Below are 21,052 nucleotides of genomic sequence, written 5' to 3' on the forward strand. Positions count from 1 at the left end.
TGTAGATGTTTGAAAATGTGATACTGGAAAATGAAACAATAGAGGACGCAGAATTTGTTGGCTGTGAATTTAAAAAATGGTATTTGTTGTAAATAAGGACAAGTGGATTAATATTCAATTTGGAGGAATAACATAATGTCAAAAGATGAGTATTTGATCACAGATGCACCGCTTAAAGCGCTGACTGTTTTTGCAATGCCTATGATCTTGGGCAGCTTTTTTCAACAAGTGTATAATATGGCTGATTCAATAATAGTTGGCCAGTATGTCGGATCATCTGCACTTGCGGCTGTTGGCGCATGTGCCGCCCTTACAAATGTATTCATTTGTGTGGCACTCGGTGCCGGCGTAGGTGCGGGCGTGCTTGTGAGCCGCTATTTTGGAGCTAGGGATTATAGTAAAATGAAAACAATAGTATCAACATCGCTGATAAGTTTTATGATCCTAAGCATACTTTTGGGTGTATTTGGTCTTATCTTTTCACGTTCGATGATGACGCTGCTTCAGACACCTGCTGACATACTGGATGAAGCGGTGCTGTATCTTCGTGTTTATTTTGCCGGATTTCCATTTTTGTTTATGTATAATATTCTTTCAACAATGTTCAATTCAATCGGTGAATCAAAGATACCGTTGGGCCTTTTGATATTTTCTTCTGTCTTGAATATTGTTATGGATCTTTGGATGGTGGCAGGCCTCGGCCTTGGCGTTTTCGGTGCAGCCCTTGCAACTCTCATTGCTCAGGGAATATCCGCAGTGTTTTCACTGTTGATTTTTCTTTGGCGGATGCGTCAATATAAAGGCCGTTTTGATTGGTTTGACAGGCACGAGTTACATTCCATGCTTAGAATTGCCGTACCATCGGTTCTTCAGCAGTCCACAGTGTCGATTGGTATGATGATCGTTCAGGCAGTTGTAAATCCATTCGGCACACAGGCGCTTGCAGGTTACTCAGCAACGATGAGGGTAGAGAATGTTTTTTCACTGATATTTGTATCCATTGGAAATGCAGTTTCACCATATGTTTCTCAGAATCTTGGTGCAAAGAAAATCAAACGTATCAAAAAAGGATATCGGGCTGCGCTGGTGTTGGATATGTGCTTTGCGATCATCGCATTTATAGTCATTGAAACACTGCATACTCAGATTTCATCTTTATTCCTTGGCAAAGATGGAACCGCTTTGGCATATCAGGTGTCTGGGGGTTATATGAGATGGCTTGGCTACTTTTTCATTTTCATGGGAATCAAGATGGCAACCGATGGGGTTCTTCGAGGACTTGGGATCATGCGCCCATTTCTCATTGCAAATATGGTCAACTTAGCGATCCGTCTGTCAGTTGCCCTGATTTATGCGCCCCGTTTTGGTATCGAATTTGTCTGGCTTGCGGTGCCGGCGGGATGGCTTGCAAACTTTCTGATCTCTTATATGGCTCTCAGAAAGTCGTGGCCGGTTGATAAAGCAATTGGCGAATGATCGGTTTGGTGCAAAGGGATGTCTGTTTTGCAATAGTACCGGCAATCATTGAGGAATACATCTTCCGGGTGTGATACTCGGAGCTTATCTGAAAGTGGAGATGATGGCGGCGGTTCTGATTAGCAGCCTACTACAAAGCATTGGATTTAAGATGGTATGGGTGATACAATCTAAAATGTAAATGCTTTGTTTAACTATAGGGGCTGATGGGAATGCGATTGATTTATTATTCTTGGATATTGATTTGATTATGAGCAACATGTTCAGAATATATCTGATTAAGCAGCTTACAGACATGTTTTTTCAGGGAGAGAATTCGGATAAGAAACATGTTGTAGGAGTATGTATTGTTTTTTATGCGATAAACAGCGCGTTGTTTATCTGTCTTAATATATAATTGATTAATCTTATATGTAATGTTCTCGGCATGCGCCATGATATCAGGAATCATTTGTCAGAGATACAGCTTCTGACCGTTTGGAGCTTGTCAAGTAAACACTGAGTGCATCAGTATTTACTCCGTTTTTTAATTAAATTTAACGAAAAGGAGGTATCGTGCATCTGTTGTGTGCGAGAAAGAGAAATGGGAACATTGGAAGTGGACAAGAGTCTTAAAGCGGCGTTTAAGGAAACGCTGGAGCCGCATGGGTTCAAGAAAGTAAAGGGGAGGTATCCGCACTTTGTGAGGATGGCAACTCCCGAGATTATTCAAGTCATCAACTATCGGCTGGAGCAGGCGTTGTCGCCGCAGTTGGAAGAAAAACGGTTTGAGGTATACTGTGCGGTCGGCAGTATATACCGCCCGGAGATCAATCTGAACCGGTCTGTGTATGCCAGCATGGATTGGATAAATACAACACAGCTAGATATGTATTTTACGGCAAAGCGAAATGGAATACCGGTTTACGAGAATGAACAGCCGGGAGTTGACTATATCATCAAAAAGGGAGATGAAGCTTCTCTCAGAGAACAGATTGCGTTTGCCATGACTGGCATAGAGCATTATGTAATTCCTGCATTTGACAAGGTGGTGGATTTAAAGACTTGTGTGGATTATTTGGAACTATATGGCTTTGATGAGTTGGAAGTCAGATTAGAAACAGAATGTAATGTAGATGCATTTATTTTGCCAGCAAAGTATCCAGATGTAGAATCTTACAGCGCAAAAGTACAAAATGATTTCCAAGAGGCAAATAGGAGAGTGATGCAACTTGTTTCAGAAAAAAAGATGACAGAAAAGGAAGGAAAGGAGAGATTGCTTAGGTGTGAAGGAAGATACAATGATGATATTAAACAATATGAAAAATTTTTTTCAGATGAAATAACTAAAAATGAGATTGCACGATTAAAAGCAGAACGTGCAGAAAAAAATTTAAACGCAATACGTGCGATGGGAATCGAAGTGTAAAAGACGGGGGGCAAAAAGAAGGGAGTAAGCATATGAAATTTTATTGCACGGGAAAAGGTCATCTGGTTTCTTGAAAACCAGATGACCTTTTTTTAAAAAGCAGAAAGGCTTCTTGTCCTTTCATTAGTATATTCAATTTAAAGTCAACTATAATTATTTATCCTTGTTATCAGCGTCGATCACTGACTGGATCTGTTTCATGAGAGAGTCGTAGTTAGCCTGATCGTCGATCCCTCCAAGCATAGGCTCTCCGACAATATTACCATTTCTATCGACTAGTATGGTTGTAGGAAATGCCATGATGTCGGAGGCATATTTGCCTATGCTGGAATCAGAGTCAACGGAGATATTGCGGTATTTTGCACCCTGGCTGTCAAGAACGGCTGCGGCTTCCTTGATAGCATCTTCGTTTCCGTCAAATGTCTCTGTGTTGATACCTATTACCTCGCCGCCCATCGATTTGATGGCATCATTTAATTCATTAAGCTTGGACAATTCTGCGACACAAGGCTTGCAGCCGGTAAACCAGAAATTAACGACAGTTACTGCATTATTGGAAAACAGGCTTTCGTCAACAGAATTACCGTCAAAATTCTTGCCGGAGAAACTCTTGAAAGGCGTGATTTCTTCGGAACTGTCGTTCTGGTCGGTGCTTTCTGATCCTGCGTTTTTATTTTCGATTTCATCTATCTGCTTTTCAATCTGTCTGATAGTTTCGATATCATCGTTAAGTGTTTTCAGTTCATCATCCGTAAAGGATTCCTTGTTCGATTCTATTATGCCGGCCAGATAATCGGCATAATTTCCGCTTGGATCAGCATCGCTTTTATTCGCCATGCCAAATGCCTTGTTCCATACATCCTGGTGATCTGCAAAGATCTGGTTCTCCTGCTGATATAGATCATCCAGCTTTGTGTTGGAATTGTCCACAGCTTCAGTGGTGGATTCTGTCTGGGTTTTTTGTGAATTCTCAGTGGTGGCAGATCCTGATCCGTTACATGCTGTGAGAGATAATGCTGCACAGAGAGTGATAATAGATATTAATGTTCTTTTTGTCTTCATAAATAATTGCTCCTTTAAATAATAATTTAAATAATATTAGTGTGGTTGATTGTTACATGTTGGTTTTGGAAGCTTGCTTATGTCCTTTTGGGGAACATGGCTTTCCCATAAACTGATAGTGGATCGCATCTTTTGGACATGCCTTCATACAAGCTCCGCATCGTATGCATTCTGGATGATTTGGTGTTTTGCATACATCTACATCCATTTTGCATGCCTTTGAACACTTACCGCATCCGACACATTTGCTGCTTTCAACCTTGATACTCATAAGGCTGACCTTGTTGAATAATGAGTAGATTGCGCCGAGAGGACAAATCCATTTACAGAAGGGTCTGTAGAACAGAATACTCAGAACGACAACTGTAATTAAAATAAGGCATTTAAAGGAAAACAGCTTTCCGAGTGCAGAGCGTATAGCTGCATTTCCAAGTGAAAGTGGTATAGCACCCTCCAGAACACCTTGTGGACAAATATACTTACAGAAGAACGGGTCTCCCATTCCTATGGAGTTCGTTACAAGCATCGGCAGAAGTATAACGAAAACAATAAGGATTATATATTTCAGGTATCTTAGTGGTTTCAGCCTGGCTGTGGAAAACTTTTTCCCGGGGATTTTGTGAAGCAGATCCTGAAACCATCCAAATGGACACAAAAACCCACATATAAATCTTCCGAGGATCACACCGATTAAAATGAAAAAACCGGTTATGTAGTAAGAAAATTTAAATTTGGATGATCCGACGACCGCCTGAAATGCACCGATGGGACACGCTCCTGTTGCAGCAGGACAGGAGTAACAGTTTAGTCCTGGTACGCATACTGTTTTTGCTTTGCCCTGATAGATCTTGCCTTTAAATAAATTGGGGATGTGAATATTGGTAAGCAGCGTGGCTGCTGCCTGTATCCATCCGCGTATTCTGGCTGTTTTTTTTGACAGTGATTTATTCTTATCCAATTCCTACACACTCCAGACATAATTTTATTGCTTTGCTGAGCACGGCAGCCGCTTCACCTCTGACTGCACCATAGCTGATCATTGCCATACCCGTGATGAGTAAAATGATCTGAGACATTTTCCTGTACTTCAAGTTATTGCAGCTCCTTTCATGATTGTGTTTGTTGACCAGCTGACTTGGATATTATACAATAGCTGTTGTAAAATTTTTGTTAAGAAGGATTTTTGTTAAGAAACAGGTGACAGTTTTGAGATTATTGATAGTTGAAGATGAGAAGCAGATATGTGATATGGTTGCGAAAAGCCTGTATGATGCCGGGTATGAGGTGGATACCTGTTATGACGGAGAAGAGGCTCTTGAATGCATTCTGTCAGAGGAATATGACCTGATCGTTCTGGATCTGAATCTGCCGGGGATGGATGGAATGGAGATTTTAAAGGAACTCAGACAGAAAAATGAGGAGACAAAGGTTATCATATTATCTGCGAGGGGACAAATTGCGGATAAGGTTGAAGGGCTGGATGCAGGTGCAAATGATTATATGGAAAAACCATTTCATCTGCAGGAGCTTGAGGCGCGTATCAGAAGTCTTACAAGAAGAAAATTTGTACAGAAGGATGTATGTCTGGAAAGTGGCGGGATAAAGTTTGATACGATAAAACGTGAGGCATACGCAAAAGGAGAGAAGGTTCCCCTTACAAGAAAAGAAAATGGAATCCTGGAATATCTGCTTCTTAATCTGGGCAGACCGGTAAGCCAGGAGGAATTGATGGAGCATGTCTGGGATGCTTCGGTTGACAGCTTCAGTGGAGCAATCAGAGTACATATGTCTTCGCTGAGAAGAAAGCTTAAGGCAGTGCTTGGATATGATCCGATTTTGAACAAGGTGGGAGAAGGCTATAAAATACGAGAGGAGTCCGACAGATGAAAAGAATGTCGCTGCAGTGGAGGCTTACCTGTATAATCACATTATATATTGCGCTTATATGTGGATGCCTTACTTTGCTTGTCTATAAAAATGGCGTGTATTATATTGATTCTCTGCAAGAAACCGTTGATGCCCAGGGAGATGATAATGGGAGCGGTACTGATGAAATATATATCAGTATTCCGGAGGATAAATGGGATGAATTTGCAAATGATTTTTCTGTTAAGGTGTACAATAATAAGGCAGATTACAAGAAAAACAGCCTGATAATTTCTGCCTTGCTGGCCCTGCTTGGCGGAGTAGCTACATATTTTATAAGTGGGCATGCACTAAAGCCTATCAGTGAGTTTTCTGATAAAATTGAAGAGGTACAGGCACAGAATCTGGCAGATTCACGAATAGAAGAAAACAATGTTAAAGAACTGAACCAGCTCAGCGTTTCATATAACAAGATGCTTGAACGCCTCTCGGATGCATTTGAGATACAGAGACAGTTTACTGCAAATGCAGCACATGAGCTCAGAACTCCACTGTCTTTAATGCAGATACAGCTTGATTCATATAATTCTTCCCGGCATCCGGGAGATGATGAAGTCACTCTGCAGACGATAAAGATGGTAACTGAACAGAATGAGAGACTCAGCAAAATGGTAAAGACACTTCTTGATATGAGTGAGCTTCAAACTGTGAGCCGGGATGATAAAATAATGGTCGACGCGCTTGTTGATGAGGTATTGGCGGATCTGGAACCTCTTGCACAGGAAAAGGATATAGAACTTATTGGAGAATGTACGGATGTAACGATGATAGGAAGTGACATCCTTATTTACAGGATGTTATACAATCTTGTTGAGAATGCTATAAAATATAACCGCACAGGAGGACGGGTTACAGTGACAGCGCGTCAGAAGGAAAAACACGTTTACCTGTCAGTAGAGGATACCGGAAATGGCATCCCGGAAGAATTGAAGGATCGCGTGTTTGAACCTTTCTTTCGCGTGGATAAATCCAGAAGCCGTGAGCTTGGCGGCGTAGGACTGGGACTTGCTCTTGTCCGCGAGATCGTGATAGTGCATGATGGTAATATTGCAGTTAAGTCTAATCCGTCTGGAGGAACGATTTTTGAAGTCGTTTTATAAAGTGAGCATTACAGCCGTTACATATAACAGACTTACCCACTTACTTTCCGGTAACAGCATATTGGCTGTCATACATAGCCTTAAGATTTTCGTTGGAATTGAATTTTTCTCCTATGCAGAATTTTTCAGACCATGTCATGTAGTATGCCCATGGAGTGTGTGACTTCTCCAGAAGATGTATATCCGGTATATATCCGACTTCGGTAAGGGCAGCAACCTTGTTCGGAGAGGTAGCTTCTACAAGCTTTGTATATTCTTCACTGTAATCGGTTGCTGTGTATTCCGGCAGATATATGTCCATGGAGACAATATCAACGAAGTCATCTCCAGGGTATACGCCTTTTGTAGGACAGTTCCATACCCATATAAGGTTGTTGATGTTCAGTACATTTGTATAGTAGTCGAACATGAGTCTGTAGAGCTTTGCCGCAACAGCAGGACCTTTGGCACCCCACCAGAACCAGGTGCCCTCGGACTCGTGGAAAGGTCTCCACAGAACCGGGATATCTTCAAGCTGGAATCTTCGGAGTTCCTTTGCGATGATGTCCATATCGTGGTAGAAAGCATCACGTTCTCTTGTTCCTGGAATGAGCACCTTTTCAGCGTCGAAGTCAGTGTGCTCTGTGTAGAAACTCTTGTCACGACCTCCAATCGGAGAGAACCAGTGAAATGTGAAAGTGACAATGCCATTTGTTTTCTTTGCCCATTCGAGAGCGGTGTCAAGGGTATTCTGATTTTCATATACCTCTGTGAGACATTCTGCGGATGCATCATTATAGTTTATGTTTGGCGAGTATCCAAGCAGCTCGAAACCTCTGAGTGCCGGATATTTGCCTGTCTGTTCGTATATATAGTCAATCTCCTCCATAGGATTGGTTTGTGTGTGCTGACCTGTTATTATCTTTTTACCAGAAATCTCCGATAAATAATCCAGCAGATTCTGTGCTGAATGCGATATGTGCTTGTTTGCTGCTTTCTGCATCTTATTTTCTCCTTCATTAGTATGTGTTTGATATGCTTTTATCATATACAAATAAATGTAATAATTGTATTATATAAAGAGCAAAAAATTGTATAAACCTATCATGATACAACTTGGATCGTAGGGGGAGACTGCTATGGAAATGTTTGAGTACATTGATGAGATGAAACAGCCATATGATATATTTTACACAGATTGGGTGCATTCTGAATTGCACTGGCACTATTACAGTGAGATGCTTTATATAGTCAGCGGATCTATCCGGGTGATCTGCAATGATGGAGAGACGGTTCTCAGAAAAGGGGATATGTGCTACCTATATCCGCTGCAGCTTCACAGTATAAAGGCGGATAAGACCTGTACGGAATCGGTGAAGTATGCGGTCATAAAGTTTAATATGTATACACTGGGCATTCCCCAGACTTATGTAAGGAAAATGTATGATTGTTTTGTATACAGGACGGAGACTACAGATTTCTGTATGGTTATAAGGTCTGAAAAACTAAAAGAAAGTATGGCAGATATTGTTCAGGATATATTTGAGGAGTATACGGAAAAGCGGGAGATGTACATGCTTGCGGTTCAGTCTGGGATATATAAGCTGCTCATCATCATGGCAAGACAAATGAAAACAAATGGAGATTTTAAGCATAAGAGGTCGGATGGTGATGTGTATTTCAATCACATACTGGAATATATAGATGCGCATTCGTCAGAACAGATAGAGGTTCAAGATCTGGCAGAAATGTGCAGTATGAGTTATTCACACTTTGCCAGATCATTTAAGGCTCGTTATGGAAGATCGTGTAAGGAATACATATTGTATATAAGGCTCAACAAGGCGCAGAACATGCTGCTGTATTCGGATTATTCCATGGAATATATCGCGCAGGAAAATGGTTTTTCGGACAGCAGTTATTTTATCCGTGTGTATAAAAAGTGGAGGGGAATCACTCCGAAACAGGAAAGGATGCAGAACAGACTTTAGTATCCCAATAGGGTGCAAATGAAACAGACTCACATGTGATCGAGACACAAGTGAGTCTGTTCATAAACCGATTATATTGTTGCCGTTGCGGACTTTGCACGGCTGATTTTATTTCCCCCGAATTTTCGTCTCAGCTGTTTCATAACCCACAGGTACGCAGGTATCAGGAAGAGATCAGCACATACCCATGCAAGCGGACTTCCTAGTGATACGCAGATGAAACCGAAATGAGGCACCAGCACGAAACCGGCAACAGAACGGGCAATCATCTCACATATGCCTGCAAGTATGGCGAAAGTCGAGTATCCAAGCCCCTGTATCATGAATCTTACGATATTCACAAGAGCCAGGAATATGTAGAATGCGGCGTTGATAACTACGAATTCATATATGTAGCCGATAAGCTCAATCTGTTCCTTCTTTACAAAGAGAAGTGCAATCTGCTTTCCGAATACGATGGAGAAAGCCAGAGCCACGAGGGCATATATGATTCCCATCTTGATACAGGCTTTAAGTCCCTGATCAACACGGTCAAGACGTCTGGCACCAACATTCTGACCTCCGTATGTTGCCATGGTGGAGCCCATTGCATCGAAAGGACAGCACATGAACATGGAAATCTTGCTTCCTGCTGATACGGCTGCAACATATGTTGAACCCATATCATTGACTGCGGTCTGAAGAATGACACTGCCTATGGCGGTTATGCTGTACTGCAGGCCCATAGGCAGACCCATACCGCAGAGCTTAAGGCAGTGGCGCATGCTGAATGTCCAATCCTCTTTACTGAATTCAAGATACTTCAGTTTCTTTGTCATGTATATCGTACATATGATTCCTGACACTGCCTGTGAAGCTACTGTGGCAACTGCAGCTCCGGCGACGCCCATAGGAACAACAAGTATAAGATCAAGTATTATGTTGACAATTGATGAACCCACAAGGAATATGACAGGTGTGATACTGTCTCCGAGTGATCTCAGTATCCCGGCGGTCAGGTTGTAGAGGAAGGTTGCCGGAATGCCCAGGAATATTATAAATATGTATATATATGCATCATCGATGATATTCGAAGGTGTTCTGAGAGCCTTGAGTATCTGCATGGTAAAGATACTTACTGCCACTGTTATAACAGCAGCCAGTGCAACGGATGACCATATACTGTTGATTATATAAGCCTTAAGAGCTTTGAAATCCTTCGCACCGTAAGCCTGTGCAACAGGGATTGCAAATCCGTTGCAGATTCCTATACAGAAACCGAGTATCATGAAGTTGATGCTTCCGGTGGAACCTACCGCCGCCAGCGCGTCAGTCCCAAGCTTCTGCCCGACTATGACAGAATCTACCATATTATAAAACTGCTGAAATATCAGACCAAAGAGAAGGGGCAGACCAAAGTTCAATATAAGCTTTGAAGGCTTTCCTTCAGTGAGGTCTTTTGTGCCACTGATGCGTGCGATAAAATTCTTCATGTAATTCACCTCTCCAAAATTGTTATTTACAGGTTGTTTTCACGATATCGTGTGTTTGCTAGTTAATCACCTTTTAATGATTTTATATATGGAAAAAAGGTGATTAAACGTGGTAAAATGTAAACACTTTTGTAATGCTGGAAACTTGATATATATTAGTCTCTGAACTAATATAAGTATAGTCGTAAAAGTGATGAAAAAAGAGAAAATAATTGTGCATAAAGCGCATGGATACAAACCAGGGTAATGTCGATAACGATAATGACCTGGCGGGGGATATGGAATGAGTAGAGATAGTGATAAAAAAAAGAACAATAAAAAACACAGAGAAGAGATTAGAAATATAAGCAGCATAGAGAATGGTACTTCGAGAGCCTACAGGCAGAAGGTGCTTGTCAGACAGGCTGGAAAGCTCGTGGACGAGCTGGAGCGCGCAAGGCGTGAAGAACAGGAAACTCAGGCAGATGGAATCATCAGACAGAAGGTAGTCAAGAGAAAGAGCACCAGGATAGCGTACAGGGTGGTTGGCATAATATTTGTACTGGCAGGTATAGCACTTGTGTGGTGGGCTATGGGAGGTCACTACAGAATGATAAAGGCTGCTATTGCGATTGCGGCCATGGCATATGGATTTTATGTGGTCAAGGCTTCATTTAGAAAGTCTGCATATGATATGACATATCTGTTTGGTCAGGATGTTGTAACGATCATTCAGAAGAGAGGCAGTAAGGTGATACCGTATGAGACTATTACAGGGTATATCATGATAGAGCCTGATCCTGAATTGAAGTATTATATAATTAAGTTTGACAGAGGCAGGGAGAGTTACATAGTTCCATTTGCCGGAGCAAAAGGCAAATGTGAGGCGGTATACGATATCCTGAGAGAGAAGGTAAGAACTGATGAAGAATAAAATACTTGAAAAGCTGCAGAACAGTGATGGATATGTGTCAGGACAGGAGCTCTGTGAGCTGTTGGGGGTATCCAGAACAGCGGTGTGGAAGAACATACAGGCACTCAAGAATGAAGGTTATGTGATCGAGGGCGTGAACAACAAGGGATACAGATTGGTGAGTGAGCCTGATGTAATGTCTGAGGAGAAGATCTCAAAGTATCTTGAGACCAGAACATTTGCCAGAAAGCTTTACTATTATGATGAGACGGATTCAACGAACACCCGTGCCAAGATAGTCGGGGAAACTGACTGTGTTCACGGAGCTCTGTTCGTGGCAAATGAGCAGACTGCAGGAAAGGGACGAAGAGGCCACAGTTGGAATTCTGATAAGGGCACGACAATATCCATGTCGTATCTGCTCAAGCCGGACATAGATATTTCCTGTGTGTCAAGGATAACTCTGGTGTCGGCGGTGGCACTTGCCAGAGCGTTCAGCAAGGTGGATGGAGTAAAGCCTCAGATTAAATGGCCGAATGATGTGTTGTCTGATGGAAAAAAACTGGTCGGAATCCTCACAGAGATGAGTTCCGAGGGAACTGACATAAGCTATGTTGTTGTGGGAATAGGCATAAACGTGTATAACCGAAGCTTCCCTGAGGACATAGCAGACAAGGCCACATCAATACTGCTGGAAAATGGCAAGGGCTGTGACAGGTCATGGTTCATTGCACAGGTGTCAAATGAATTTGAAAAGCTATATGACGAATTTATAAAGAATAAGGACCTGGGATTCCTTGTTGATGAGTACAACAGTTATCTTGTGAACAGGGATAAGCAGGTGTATGTAATAGAGGGGGATAAAAAGACAGAGTACACGGCGCTTGGACTTTCAAAGGATGGCGGACTTCTGGTGAGGGATGCCGATGGCGAGGTTCACGATATAATATCCGGGGAAGTATCCGTGAGAGGAATATATGGATATGTGTAAGGCTGAAAAAAATAGCTGATCAAGAATATGGTTATAGGGCTTAAGAAAATTAATAATTGGTATGTATAATTCAAAAAAACTAGAAATATAGCCCCTTATAGTTTATAATCGGCAGTGAGTATATAACAAAACTTAGAAAACACAAAGATGGAGGACATAAAACATGGAAAAGATTCAGATGACCACACCACTTGTAGAGATGGATGGAGATGAGATGACCAGAATTCTCTGGCAGTATATCAAGGATGAGCTTATTTATCCATTTATCGATCTCAAGTCAGAGTACTATGACCTTGGACTTGTACATAGAAATGAGACAGATGACAAGGTAACATTTGACTCAGCATACGCAACACAGAAGTATGGCGTAGCTGTAAAGTGTGCTACTATCACACCTAATGCGGCAAGAGTTAAGGAGTACAATCTCAAGGAGATGTGGAAGAGCCCTAACGGAACCATCAGAGCGATCCTTGATGGTACAGTGTTCAGAGCACCTATCGTAGTAAAGGGAATCGAGCCATGTGTTAAGAACTGGAAGAAGCCTATCACCATCGCAAGACATGCATATGGTGATGTATACAAGAGCGTAGAGATCGATGTTCCAGGTCCTGGAACTGCAGAGCTTGTATTCACAGGCGATGACGGACAGGTTATAAAGGAGACTATACATAAGTTTGATGGCCCTGGTGTTCTTCAGGGACAGCACAACGTGGACAAGTCTATTGAGAGCTTTGCAAGAAGCTGTTTCAAGTATGCGCTTGATACCAAGCAGACACTGTGGTTTGCCACAAAGGATACCATATCAAAGAAGTATGACCATACATTCAAGGATATCTTCCAGGAGATATTCGATGCAGAGTATAAGGAGCAGTTCGATGCAGCAGGTATTGAGTACTTCTACACACTTATAGATGATGCGGTTGCCCGTGTTATGAAGAGTGAAGGCGGTTACATCTGGGCATGTAAGAATTATGATGGAGATGTAATGAGTGATATGATCTCATCAGCATTTGGTTCACTTGCCATGATGACATCAGTTCTCGTATCCCCTGATGGAAAGTATGAGTACGAGGCAGCACACGGAACAGTTATGAGACATTACTACAAGCACCTTGCCGGTGAGGAGACATCAACCAACTCAGTTGCAACTATCTTCGCATGGTCAGGAGCACTCAGAAAGCGTGGAGAGCTTGATGGAATCCAGGCACTTCAGGATTTTGCAGACAAGCTCGAGGCTGCAACCATCAAGACTATAGAAGATGGCAAGATGACAAAGGATCTGGCTCTCATCACAACTCTCGAGAACCCAACAGTCCTCAACAGTGAGAACTTTATCAAGGCTATCAGAGAGACACTTGAGGGTATGCTCTAAGAATGAAATTGTGTAACGGGCTGATTACAGACGTTGCTTTTAACGGGATATCACCTTTATTCATACAAATGGATAAAGGTGATATTTTTATGCCATTGTGTAAAATGTGGCATTGGGTTAAAATAGCTTATATAGCATGCCTATAGCAGCATGCATATAGTAGTTTGTCTATCTGAGTGTAGCGTATAAGATAATGAGGAGTTGCATTTATGAGAATTGAGCATGTTGCGATGTATGTGAATGATCTTAAAGCTGCGAAGAATTTTTTTGAGAAATATCTGGGAGCATCAGCAAATGAGGGATATCATAATAAAACGACGGACTTCCGTTCATATTTTCTCACATTTGATGATGGCGCAAGGCTTGAGATAATGAACAGGCAGGGAATGGATGATTCTGAAAAGACACTTAACAGAACCGGATTGATACATATAGCATTCAGTGTGGGAAGCAAAGAAAAAGTTGATGAGCTTACCAGACAGCTTGCGGAGGATGGCTATGAGGTGACAAGTGGACCGCGGACGACAGGCGATGGATACTATGAGAGCTGTGTGGTCTGCATAGAGGATAATCAGATAGAGATAACGGTATAGGAATGACAGAATAGGAGGTAAAAGACAATGGATAATCAGGTATTAGAGGTAATAAAAAAGAGAAGCTCAGCGAGAGCATACAGTGATGAAGAGGTTATGAAGGAGCAGCTTGAGAAGGTCATCGAGGCTGGGCTTCAGGGACCTACAGGTATGAATAAGAAAGAGATACATTTTACAGTTGTTAAGGGTGATGCTCCAATTCTGGAAGAGCTTGATGCAGAGAAGCGTGCACTTCGCGGACAGGATAAGCAGCCTCACAATTTCTATTATGAGGCTCCGGTGCTCATATTCTTAAGCGCTGAGGATGACTTCAAGTGGAGCAAGGTGGATTCAGGAATTGCAGTTCAGAATATGGCTATAGCGGCAGAGAGCATGGGGCTCGGAAATCTGATAATCGGTTGCGTGTATGATGCACTTCACGGGGAGAAGAAAGCATATTTTGACAAGGCACTTGCAATACCGAAGGGATATTCATTCCAGATAGCTCTTGCCGTTGGACACAAGACTGACAACAAGACACCACATGATTACGATGTTGCTGCGCAGGTAAGTTATCTGTAGTATATATGGGGAGGATATTGCGTATGGGAAAACTTGTAATGGGGTATTGAGACTGCCCATATTGTAGTACGAAACATATAGAAGGAACGAAGCGTGAGTGTCCGTCCTGCGGAAAGCCGAGGGGACAGGAAGTTAAGTTCTATATGGATGGAGTGCGGTATTTGTCCGCGGAGGAGAGTCAGACAAAGGGAAAAGGTGCCGACTGGTTATGTGATCATTGTGGCAATTACAATTCAGCTCTTAACACACGGTGCAGCAGCTGCGGTGCTGAACGAGGTGCGAAGGATAAGGGGTATTTTGACGTCAGGAAAGAGCAGGACGCAAGGAATGCCAGGAATGCATCAGGTACAGGAACGGCTGCCGACGGACAAAAAGGCGGGCAGGGCAATCGGAAAAGAGGACATTCATTTGGAGCATGGAAGATAGTGCTGATCGGCATGCTTGTGATAGCGGCTATAATCGGACTTACGGCGATCATAGCCATGCCAAAGAAGAGGACAGTCACAGTCAGGGATATGACATGGAAGACCAGTGTTGATGTGGAGAAATATATTCTGTGTGATGAAGACGACTGGGAACTCCCCGAGGGTGCCACGCTAAAGACCACGAAACAAGAGGTGCACCATACTGAACAGGAATATGTTGGTGAGCGTGAGGAGACCTATGATTCATATGAGGTGATAGGTTCCCATGTGGAGTACAGCTATGAGGACAATGGAGATGGAACCTTCTCTGAAGTTGCAAATGATGTGGACGATTATGGATATGTGACGAGAACGAGGTCTGTTCCGGTGTATAGAGATAAGCCTATATACAGGACGAAGTATTATTATACAATATGGCGGTGGAAGTACGACAGGACGGAGACCGCCGAGGGCGGTGGAAAGACACCGGAATACCCAGATCCCCAGCTCACAGACAAGGAGAGGCTAGGGAAAAAATCAGTTGAATATGAAGTCACATGTGAAGTGAAGGATAAGGAAAAGACATATAAAGTTGAAAAGTCTATATATGACAAACTTGACATAGGTGAGACATATAAAGTCAAGGCTGACTCTGAGGAGATAGTGAGTATCATAGAGTAAAGACTTAAGAACATGGAGGCGGGCAAAAGTGACAAAGCAGTCAAAGCCTGGTAAGGATAAAAATTCAGATATTGAGAGATATCCGTATCTGGTGGCTGAGCTGCCAGGACAGATTGCGGGATATGCTTATGTGGGACCATTTCATGACAGACCGGAGTATGACTGGTTCGTGGAGACATCGATATATGTGGATAGGAATATAAGGCATATTGTTGATCCTGAGAGACCATTCTGACCTGCCTGGCTCATCCCCGGATGGATAAGACATAGTGAAAATTATGTCGAATCTGTTCGGGGATTTTTTTATTATAACGAATATGCGGGAAGTCTGTTGAATACTATGTATTTGAGACGAAATAGTTAAGGCGGACATTGAATGAGAGGTAACCATGATAATGGGATGTGCTTTCAGACTATGCAGCTCATAGCAGTTGCAGTGGCGATGGTTTTTGTGCTTTGCGTGACGGCGGGGACTATAGGAGCACTTGCAAAGGCGGATGATGGCAGTTATATGCTGCAAAGCAGCTCTGCAACGGAGCTAATGGGGGACTTTGGTGTGATATGTTTTGACACACTGTATGCACAGACACATCTTCACAGTAACTTTATCACAAGGACACTCAGTGCAAATTCAAACTCGGGACTCAGAAATTCGTATGGAGTATATGAGGAATTCTACTTTGAAAATGCTGAACGGATGTGTGGCTGTGTGTCGGATGCAGGAACTGATATGCTTTATACAGGAGCGAAAGTCAGGAGAGCAGATGGCGGTGAAATATATATCCGCATGAATGATGGTACCCAGACAAAGCTTGACAGTCCGGCAAATGTCAGAACCGATGCAGAAATTGAAGATGATGGTGAATATTCTAAATATGCAGATATGGCTGATATACAGAGAAAGTTTATTGACTATAGTCAGAAACTTAGGACTTATGCAGACACAGAGGGTACTGTGGATGTTGATATAACAGGTGATATGAACGATAGAAGTGTGTCAGTAAATGGTAGCGGACTGCATGTGGTATCCATGGATTACAGTCAGCTCGCCGCGGGCACAAATCCGATATATTTTGAGTTCCCGGATTATGGTGATGATACGGTGCTGCTCATGAATATTGATCTGGCAGGTATCCAGAATGCTGTTCTGGGCGATCTGATACTTGGAAGCAAGAGCGATGCAAAGGCAAACGATAATGGTAATTTTTATAATGCCTACAACAGAATGTATTTTAACTTCTATGACAGCTCGGCAGCAGATGGACAATTTGGCGGAAGCATAACATTTGCGGGCAGGGGATTTGGAACAGTGATAGCTCCAGAGGCAGCGGTAAATCTCGGACACAACTGGGATGGTTGTGTGGTGAGTGAAGTATTCTCAAACGGAGGAGAGTTCCACAGAGTACCGGGAAATGATTTCCTGGATGAAGAGCCAACGACAGAGGGTACGACGACCGAAGATACGACAACCGAAGATACGACAACGGAGGACACGACAACCGAAGACACAACCACGGAAGACACAACGACAAAGGATACGACAACGGAAGATACCACAACAGAAGACACGACGACAGAGGACACGACAACAGAAGATACCACAACAGAAGATACCACAACAGAAGATACCACAACGGAAGACACGACAACAGAATCAACAACAGGAACAACAACAGAGGATACCTCAACAGAAACTACGACGGGTACAACTACAGAGTCGACCACGGAACGTACTACATGGAGCACAACAGGAACGACAATAACCATGACAACTACGCGCAGCACTCCGCCGGTGAGACATCCAGATACTGGTGACAGGCTGCCCGTGAAAGAAGTGGCAGGTGTGGTCATTCTGGCGCTTATGGGAAGTGCGGGGATATTAATATATAAAAAAATAAGAAAGTAGACATATTCTATTGAAATAGGACATAGAGCTGGGCTACAGCACCGCCATGTATGCAGCGTTTTACATGGCGGTGTTTTGCGTAATACAGGTAAAAATGCCCATAGTCTTGCATAATATCCCAGGATGTGATATATTTTAGGGGAATTTTGTGGTACAAAATACCATGGCGGGAGAATGTGTTTACATTATTTGACACAGAATAATAAGAAGGCACATTCTTTATTTTTGCTCATTAAAGATAGGAGAACAAGAACATGACGATAACTGATGAAACAATTGATTATGTTGGAATCCTTGCAAAGCTTGAGCTCTCCCCGGAGGAGAAGGAGCAGGCAAAGAAGGATATGTCAGACATGCTTGATTATGTCAGCAAACTGAATGAACTTAATACAGACGGTGTGGAGGCTATGAGCCATACATTCCCATACAACAATGTGTTCCGTGAGGACGTTGTTGTAAATGGAGACGACAGAGAGAACATGCTGAAGAATGCGCCAGAGCAGAAGGATGGCTGCTACAAGGTGCCAAAGACATTTGACTAGGAGGTAGGCTGAAGTGAATTTAATGGGTATGACGGCTGTAGAGCTGGGAAAAGCTATTAAAGATGGACAGGTGAGCGTAGTTGAAGCGACACAGGCCTGTCTTGACAGCATCGAGGCGTGCGAGAAAGATTATAATAGTTTTGTCACGGTTGATCGTGAAGGAGCACTTGCCCAGGCGGAGGAAGTGCAGAAGAAGATAGATGCGGGAGAGCTCAATGGTCCTCTTGCAGGAGTTCCGATAGCAATAAAGGACAATATGTGCCAGGAGGGTGTGCAGACAAGCTGTTCATCCAAGATTCTGTCAAATTTTGTTCCGACATATACAGCTGAGGCCGTTGTGAAGCTCAAGGAAGCAGGAGCGGTTATAGTAGGACATACCAACATGGATGAGTTTGCCATGGGAAGTACAACCGAGACATCATATTTTGGTGAGACAAGAAATCCATGGGATACAAATAGAGTTCCAGGTGGTTCATCAGGTGGATCAGCGGCAGCAGTTGCCGGTGAGGAGGTGCCATGTGCCCTCGGTTCAGATACCGGTGGATCTATCAGACAGCCGGCTTCATTCTGCGGTGTTACCGGAATCAAGCCAACCTATGGAAGAGTGTCAAGATACGGACTTATAGCATACGGTTCATCACTTGACCAGATCGGACCACTTGCGAAGAATGTAGAGGACTGTGCGACGATCCTTGAGATCATATCACAGTATGACAAGAAGGATTCAACATCAGTTAACAGAGATGACAATGATTTTACAAGCGCACTTGTGGATGATGTGAAAGGCCTTAAGATCGGTCTTCCAAGAGACTATTTCACAGAGGGACTTGAGCCTGAGATAAAGGAAGCCGTGTATGGAGTAGCTGAGGCTTTGAAGGCAAAGGGAGCTATTGTTGAGGAGTTTGATCTTGGAATGGTTGAGTATGCTATTCCTGCTTACTATATCATTGCATCGGCGGAGGCAAGTTCTAACCTTGAGAGATTCGACGGTGTAAAATATGGTTACAGAACACCAGAGTACACAGATCTTCACAACATGTACAAGAAGAGCCGTTCAGAAGGATTTGGCCCTGAGGTCAAGAGAAGAATCATGCTCGGTTCATTTGTGCTGAGTTCAGGCTATTACGATGCATATTATGTAAAGGCCCTCAAGGCAAAGGCGCTCATCAAACAGGCGTATGACAAGGCGTTTGAGAAGTATGATATCATTCTCGGACCTGTTGCACCTACAACAGCACTGAAGATGGGAGAGTCACTCTCAGATCCTATCAAGATGTATCTGGGAGATGTGTACACAGTCCCTGTAAATCTTGCAGGACTTCCGGGAATATCACTTCCATGTGGAACTGATAAGGATGGAATGCCTATAGGTGTGCAGATGGTTGGAGATGCATTTGACGAAAAGACCATTATTAGGGCAGCGTATGCATTTGAGCAGACTAGAGAGTACAAGAGACCTGCACAGGTTTCAGAAAGGGGGCTGTAAGAGATGGCAAAGACATATGAGACAGTCATCGGACTTGAGGTCCATGTAGAGCTTGCGACCAAGACAAAGATATTCTGCGGCTGCAGCACAGCATTTGGAGGAGCTCCGAATACACATACATGTCCTGTATGTACAGGAATGCCGGGCTCACTTCCGGTACTTAACAAAGAGGTTGTGAATAAAGCGATTGCGGTTGGTCTTGCAACAAACTGCACTATCACACAGAATTGCAAGTTTGACCGAAAGAACTATTTCTATCCGGACAACCCACAGAACTACCAGATATCACAGCTCTACTATCCAATATGCAGGGATGGTAAGGTTGAGATAGAGGTTGACGGAGTTAAGAAATATGTGAGGATCCATGAGATACATATGGAGGAGGATGCAGGTAAGCTTGTCCATGATCCATATACAGACAGCTCACTTGTGGATTTCAACCGTTCAGGTGTGCCTCTTATAGAGATAGTATCTGAGCCTGACATGAGATCTGCGGAGGATGTAATAGCATATCTTGAAAAGCTCAGGGAGACGATACAGTATCTCGGAGCTTCAGACTGTAAGCTGAATGAGGGATCCATGCGTGCTGATGTCAATCTTTCGATCAGAGAGGTTGGCTCAGAGGAGTTTGGCACACGTACAGAGACCAAGAACCTGAACTCATTCAAGGCCATTGCCAGAGCCATAGAGAATGAGAGAGAGAGACAGATCGATCTCATCGAGTCTGGTGAAAATGTTGTCCAGGAGACAAGAAGATGGGATGATACTAAGGAGTATTCATATCCTATGAGATCCAAGGAGGATGCACAGGATTACAGATATTTCCCTGATCCTGACCTTGTACCTATCCACATCAGCGATGAGTGGCTCCAGCAGGTAAGGGATGCACAGCCTGAGTTCAGAGACGAGAAGAAGATAAGATACAAAGAGGAATATGCGATTCCTGACTATGATATAGACATCATCACGGCCTCCAAGAAGCTGGCAGATCTGTTTGAGGACGCGATTGCACTGGGAGCACCTGCAAAGAAGGTTTCCAACTGGATCATGGGAGAGACCATGAGACTGATGAAGGAGAACAGTGTTGATGCGGAAGACCTGAAGTTTTCAGCGGAGAATCTTGCGAAGCTCATCAAGCTTGTTGATGACAGGGTTATCAATGGCTGTGTTGCAAAGGAAGTGTTCGAAAAGATATTTGCAGATAATATAG

The 21,052-nt window shown here is 43.1% G+C and carries 21 protein-coding genes; 16 read left to right on the plus strand and 5 right to left on the minus strand.

Annotation, left to right across the window (positions count from 1 at the left end):
• Positions 1–135 precede the first annotated feature (135 nt).
• Complete coding sequence (locus AB5150_RS08435; protein ID WP_349818441.1) at positions 136–1,476, plus strand: MATE family efflux transporter; 1,341 nt, start codon at positions 136–138, stop codon at positions 1,474–1,476.
• 583 nt (positions 1,477–2,059) lie between these two features.
• Positions 2,060–2,884: a hypothetical protein gene (locus tag AB5150_RS08440; RefSeq protein WP_349818442.1), complete on the plus strand. Its 825-nt coding sequence runs from the start codon at positions 2,060–2,062 to the stop codon at positions 2,882–2,884.
• A gap of 153 nt (positions 2,885–3,037) precedes the next feature.
• On the opposite strand, the gene AB5150_RS08445 is transcribed toward AB5150_RS08440, so the two are convergent.
• The 3 genes from AB5150_RS08445 to AB5150_RS08455 are packed head-to-tail and all read right to left on the minus strand — an operon-like array spanning position 3,038 to position 5,022.
• Positions 3,038–3,946, minus strand: coding sequence for a TlpA disulfide reductase family protein (locus AB5150_RS08445; protein WP_055223721.1), 909 nt, complete (start codon positions 3,944–3,946; stop codon positions 3,038–3,040).
• 52 nt (positions 3,947–3,998) lie between these two features.
• The gene (locus AB5150_RS08450; protein WP_120000181.1) at positions 3,999–4,904 is read right to left on the minus strand and encodes a 4Fe-4S binding protein; all 906 of its coding nucleotides are present in this window, start codon (positions 4,902–4,904) and stop codon (positions 3,999–4,001) included.
• A complete protein-coding gene (locus AB5150_RS08455; protein ID WP_004849721.1) occupies positions 4,897–5,022 on the minus strand; it encodes a CD1871A family CXXC motif-containing protein in 126 nt (41 codons plus the stop codon). The genes AB5150_RS08450 and AB5150_RS08455 overlap by 8 nt, the downstream gene beginning before the upstream one ends.
• Positions 5,023–5,194: 172 nt before the next feature.
• On the opposite strand from AB5150_RS08455, the gene AB5150_RS08460 reads away from it, so the two are divergent.
• Entirely contained in the window at positions 5,195–5,833 is a 639-nt protein-coding gene (locus tag AB5150_RS08460; protein WP_238050552.1) for a response regulator transcription factor, read from the plus strand.
• Positions 5,830–6,972: a HAMP domain-containing sensor histidine kinase gene (locus AB5150_RS08465; protein WP_015533238.1), complete on the plus strand. Its 1,143-nt coding sequence runs from the start codon at positions 5,830–5,832 to the stop codon at positions 6,970–6,972. Before AB5150_RS08460 ends, AB5150_RS08465 begins: the two co-directional genes overlap by 4 nt.
• Before the next feature lie 40 nt (positions 6,973–7,012).
• Here AB5150_RS08465 and AB5150_RS08470 read toward each other — a convergent pair whose 3' ends face one another.
• The gene (locus AB5150_RS08470) at positions 7,013–7,954 is read right to left on the minus strand and encodes a glycosyl hydrolase (RefSeq protein WP_349818443.1); all 942 of its coding nucleotides are present in this window, start codon (positions 7,952–7,954) and stop codon (positions 7,013–7,015) included.
• Between the two features lie 136 nt (positions 7,955–8,090).
• On the opposite strand from AB5150_RS08470, the gene AB5150_RS08475 reads away from it, so the two are divergent.
• The gene (locus tag AB5150_RS08475) at positions 8,091–8,942 is read left to right on the plus strand and encodes an AraC family transcriptional regulator (protein WP_349818444.1); all 852 of its coding nucleotides are present in this window, start codon (positions 8,091–8,093) and stop codon (positions 8,940–8,942) included.
• A gap of 71 nt (positions 8,943–9,013) precedes the next feature.
• On the opposite strand, the gene AB5150_RS08480 is transcribed toward AB5150_RS08475, so the two are convergent.
• On the minus strand, positions 9,014–10,414 hold the full coding sequence (locus AB5150_RS08480) for an MATE family efflux transporter (protein WP_368291681.1): 1,401 nt from the start codon (positions 10,412–10,414) through the stop codon (positions 9,014–9,016).
• A 283-nt stretch (positions 10,415–10,697) separates the two neighbouring features.
• On the opposite strand from AB5150_RS08480, the gene AB5150_RS08485 reads away from it, so the two are divergent.
• The 11 genes from AB5150_RS08485 to gatB all read left to right on the plus strand — a co-directional run.
• Entirely contained in the window at positions 10,698–11,327 is a 630-nt protein-coding gene (locus tag AB5150_RS08485; RefSeq protein ID WP_055143903.1) for a hypothetical protein, read from the plus strand.
• Positions 11,317–12,297, plus strand: coding sequence for a biotin--[acetyl-CoA-carboxylase] ligase (locus AB5150_RS08490; protein ID WP_055143905.1), 981 nt, complete (start codon positions 11,317–11,319; stop codon positions 12,295–12,297). The genes AB5150_RS08485 and AB5150_RS08490 overlap by 11 nt, the downstream gene beginning before the upstream one ends.
• Before the next feature lie 163 nt (positions 12,298–12,460).
• Positions 12,461–13,669: an NADP-dependent isocitrate dehydrogenase gene (locus AB5150_RS08495; RefSeq protein ID WP_015533231.1), complete on the plus strand. Its 1,209-nt coding sequence runs from the start codon at positions 12,461–12,463 to the stop codon at positions 13,667–13,669.
• 209 nt (positions 13,670–13,878) lie between these two features.
• The gene (locus tag AB5150_RS08500) at positions 13,879–14,262 is read left to right on the plus strand and encodes a VOC family protein (protein WP_022217162.1); all 384 of its coding nucleotides are present in this window, start codon (positions 13,879–13,881) and stop codon (positions 14,260–14,262) included.
• A 27-nt stretch (positions 14,263–14,289) separates the two neighbouring features.
• Positions 14,290–14,823 carry a nitroreductase family protein gene (locus AB5150_RS08505; RefSeq protein ID WP_015533229.1) on the plus strand — a complete coding sequence of 178 codons (534 nt, stop codon included), beginning with the start codon at positions 14,290–14,292 and terminating at the stop codon, positions 14,821–14,823.
• A 143-nt stretch (positions 14,824–14,966) separates the two neighbouring features.
• Positions 14,967–15,908, plus strand: coding sequence for a Ran-binding zinc finger domain-containing protein (locus tag AB5150_RS08510; protein ID WP_243105789.1), 942 nt, complete (start codon positions 14,967–14,969; stop codon positions 15,906–15,908).
• Between the two features lie 28 nt (positions 15,909–15,936).
• Complete coding sequence (locus AB5150_RS08515; RefSeq protein ID WP_368291684.1) at positions 15,937–16,143, plus strand: N-acetyltransferase family protein; 207 nt, start codon at positions 15,937–15,939, stop codon at positions 16,141–16,143.
• A gap of 141 nt (positions 16,144–16,284) precedes the next feature.
• Positions 16,285–17,814, plus strand: a complete 1,530-nt coding sequence (locus tag AB5150_RS08520; protein WP_055143907.1) for a hypothetical protein — start codon at positions 16,285–16,287, stop codon at positions 17,812–17,814.
• Between the two features lie 254 nt (positions 17,815–18,068).
• Positions 18,069–18,356, plus strand: coding sequence for an Asp-tRNA(Asn)/Glu-tRNA(Gln) amidotransferase subunit GatC (gene gatC, locus AB5150_RS08525; RefSeq protein WP_015533226.1), 288 nt, complete (start codon positions 18,069–18,071; stop codon positions 18,354–18,356).
• A 22-nt stretch (positions 18,357–18,378) separates the two neighbouring features.
• The gene (gene gatA, locus AB5150_RS08530) at positions 18,379–19,842 is read left to right on the plus strand and encodes an Asp-tRNA(Asn)/Glu-tRNA(Gln) amidotransferase subunit GatA (RefSeq protein WP_172676629.1); all 1,464 of its coding nucleotides are present in this window, start codon (positions 18,379–18,381) and stop codon (positions 19,840–19,842) included.
• Positions 19,843–19,845: 3 nt separating this feature from the next.
• Positions 19,846–21,052 (plus strand): Asp-tRNA(Asn)/Glu-tRNA(Gln) amidotransferase subunit GatB (gene gatB, locus AB5150_RS08535; protein ID WP_368291686.1); only part of this gene is annotated, 1,207 nt, incomplete at its 3' end.

Source organism: Coprococcus sp. RTP21281st1_F1_RTP21281_210402 (assembly GCF_040915325.1).
Classification (GTDB): Bacteria; Bacillota; Clostridia; order Lachnospirales; family Lachnospiraceae; genus Coprococcus; species Coprococcus aceti.